This window comes from Brucella pseudintermedia, from assembly GCF_008932435.1.
GTDB classification, from domain to species: domain Bacteria; phylum Pseudomonadota; class Alphaproteobacteria; order Rhizobiales; family Rhizobiaceae; genus Brucella; species Brucella pseudintermedia.
The window spans coordinates 1-2,817 of the sequence record NZ_WBWE01000035.1; the positions used below are offsets into that span (position 1 = coordinate 1).

Here is a 2,817-nt window from a genome sequence, read left to right on the forward strand (position 1 = left end):
GTAACGGCCCGATTGCTACCGCCTGTTGAAGCAAAGCCTCGTGACGTAAGACACGTCTTTAGCGACGACGTTAATGACGTGTCTTGAGATTGAGGTAGACGATGCGGATGGAGATACTGGGTCACGAACGCCGCCGTCGGTGGCGGGTCGAAGAGAAGCTTGCGATAGTCAGTTCGGTTGGGGTTGATGGCGCGACAGTAACAGAAGTTTCGCTACGTCACGATGTATCGCGGCAGCAGATTTATATGTGGCGTAGCGAGTTGAAGAGGAAGGGGCTTCTGCCTCCCTCGCCGGAGCCCTTGTTTCTTCCCGTTGACATGACTGACGCTCCACTCGGTTCTGAGGCGAACAGTTCCGTCGATGCTTCATCCTCAATGGTTGAATTGCAATTGCGCTGCGGCCGTCGACTTTGTTTTGGCAGCCAAGTGGAAGGCACGGTGCTGACGCGGCTCATCCGGGCGGTGGAACAGGCATGATTGGACCGGGCACCGGCGTTCGGGTTTATCTTGCCTGCGGCGTCACAGACATGAGGAAGGGTATTGAGGGCCTTTCGATGTTGGCACAGGATGTCTTGCGTCAGAAGCCAACTGGGGGAGCTGTCTTCGCCTTTCGCGGGCGGCGTGGCGATCGGGTGAAGCTGCTGTATTTTGATGGCCAGGGATTTTGCCTTTATTATAAAATTCTGCAGAAAGGCCGTTTCCCCTGGCCCTCAGCGGCGGATGGGACAGCTCGGCTGACAGCAGCCCAACTGGCGATGTTATGGGAAGGAATAGACTGGAGACGCCCGGACTGGGGTGCTCCGCCGGCACGTGTCGGTTGATTTTATCTTACTGAAACTACTTGTTTTTATGGCGTCCTGTCCTGATTTGTGCTAGTCAGGATCATGTCGAATGCGAGCTCAAATCTTCCTGATGATCCAGCCTTTCTGAAGGCGATGATCACCGCCTTGCAGGCGGAGAATGCGAAGATGTCGGCGGCTTTGAAAGCGCATGATCACCTGATCCAGGGTCTGAGGCTACGCATTGCCCGGCTGAAGAAACAGGTCTTCGGCAAGTCTTCTGAAAAGATCGAGCGGGAAATTGCGCAACTGGAACTGGCGCTTGAGGATCTGTTGATTGCCAGTGCCGAACACGAGACCGCGACCGTCGAGGAGCTTGAAGACGATCCGGCTTGCGTCCCGGATGAGACATCACAAACCAGACCGCTGCGCCGGCGTCCGCGCGTGTCGGAAAATGCGGTTCGCGAACGCCGGGAACTGGATCCCGGTCATTGCTGCCCTGCCTGCGGTGGAGAATTACGCCTTGTCGGAGAGGATGTCAGCGAAATCCTCGACATGGTCGCAGCGACGATGAAGGTTATCGAGATCGCCCGGCCAAAGAAGTCGTGCCGTTGTTGCGAGAAGATGGTGCAGGTTCCTGCGCCCAGCCGCCCGATACCGGGTAGCATGGCTGGTGCGGGCCTTGTGGCCTATATTCTGGTCTCGAAGTTCGACGATCATCTGCCGCTCTATCGCCTCAACGAGATCTTCGCGCGGATGGGTGTCGATATACCTGACAGCACACTGGTGGACTGGTGCGGTCGTGCCATGCAAGTGCTTCGGCCACTGATCGAGCGTATTGAGACCGAGATCATGAAAAGCGATCTCCTCCATGCTGACGATACGCCGATCCGGGTGCTGGATCGCTCATTGCGCGACAAGGGACTGGGCAAAGGTGTGAAGAAGGGCAGGATTTGGACGTATGTCCGCGATCAGCGTCCATGGGCAGGCGGCGCACCGCCGGGTGCGGTTTATTACTTCGCTCCCGACTGGAAGGAAGAGCACGTCCACCATCATCTGCGAGAGGCGAGCGGCATCCTTCAGGCTGATGGCTATAAAGGCTATGCGAAGTTATATGAGCCGGGATCGGACGGGAAGCGCCGCTTCCGCGAAGCTTCCTGCTGGGCACATTGGCGGCGTGACTTTCATGACATCTGGACCGCGAACAAATCCGGGATTGCGCGCGAGGCTCTCGATCGGATCGGCGCGCTGTATGATATCGAGCGGGATATTGCAGGTCGGCCCGCCGATGTACGGCTTGTCACGCGTCAAAAGCACAGCAAGCCAAAGGTCGAGGAACTGCGCGCGTGGGCGGAAAAGCAGTTGCTTCGCATTCCGGGCAAAAGCGAACTGGCGAAGGCTTTGCGCTATGGGCTGAGCAGATGGCCGTCATTATCCCTGTTCCTGGAGGACGGGCGTGTGGCCATGGACAACAATGCTGCGGAGCGAGCCCTGAGGCCGATAGGAGTAGGGCGCCGGAATTGGTTATTCGCAGGCGCGGATACTGGCGCGGAAACTCTGGCACGCGCCATGACGATCATTGAAACGGCGAAGATGAACGGCATCAACCCGCAAGCCTATCTGGCCGATGTGCTCGACCGCATTCATGATCACAAAATCAATCGGCTCGATGAGTTGCTCCCTTGGAACTGGAAGCCTCTCACAGCAGAACATGCTGAGGCAGCCTGATGGCGACGGTCAGATTTGTCTTCACGCTCGACTATGTCGCCGAAATGCTCAACGAGGATGCTGACCTTCTGTATGCGATCATCCGCAATGACGATAACCTGACCTATGGAAACATAGTCACTGTCGTAACCGGCGACGATCAAACCACTTCCGCTTTGACGGACGACGGCATCGATGAACTCAGACAGATGCTGGTCGACGCGCGTCAATCAGCCGAAAAATGGCAAGAATTCCTCGAATGCTTTGTCGATGACGAAGAAATCGTCGCCCGCGTCAAGACATATTCTCCACGGTAACAATCGGGCGGTTAC

The 2,817-nt window shown here is 56.8% G+C and carries 4 protein-coding genes; all 4 read left to right on the forward strand.

Going from position 1 to position 2,817, the window contains the following annotated elements; translation table 11 throughout:
* Positions 1-107: 107 nt before the first annotated feature.
* Complete coding sequence (gene tnpA, locus F9K78_RS21750) at positions 108-476, forward strand: IS66-like element accessory protein TnpA (RefSeq protein WP_162929840.1); 369 nt, start codon at positions 108-110, stop codon at positions 474-476.
* The gene (tnpB, locus tag F9K78_RS21755; protein WP_011982990.1) at positions 473-820 is read left to right on the forward strand and encodes an IS66 family insertion sequence element accessory protein TnpB; all 348 of its coding nucleotides are present in this window, start codon (positions 473-475) and stop codon (positions 818-820) included. Before tnpA ends, tnpB begins: the two co-directional genes overlap by 4 nt.
* Before the next feature lie 63 nt (positions 821-883).
* On the forward strand, positions 884-2,506 hold the full coding sequence (tnpC, locus tag F9K78_RS21760; protein WP_101990361.1) for an IS66 family transposase: 1,623 nt from the start codon (positions 884-886) through the stop codon (positions 2,504-2,506).
* Positions 2,506-2,802: a hypothetical protein gene (locus tag F9K78_RS21765; protein ID WP_101990360.1), complete on the forward strand. Its 297-nt coding sequence runs from the start codon at positions 2,506-2,508 to the stop codon at positions 2,800-2,802. The genes tnpC and F9K78_RS21765 overlap by 1 nt, the downstream gene beginning before the upstream one ends.
* The last annotated feature ends 15 nt before the right edge of the window (positions 2,803-2,817 follow it).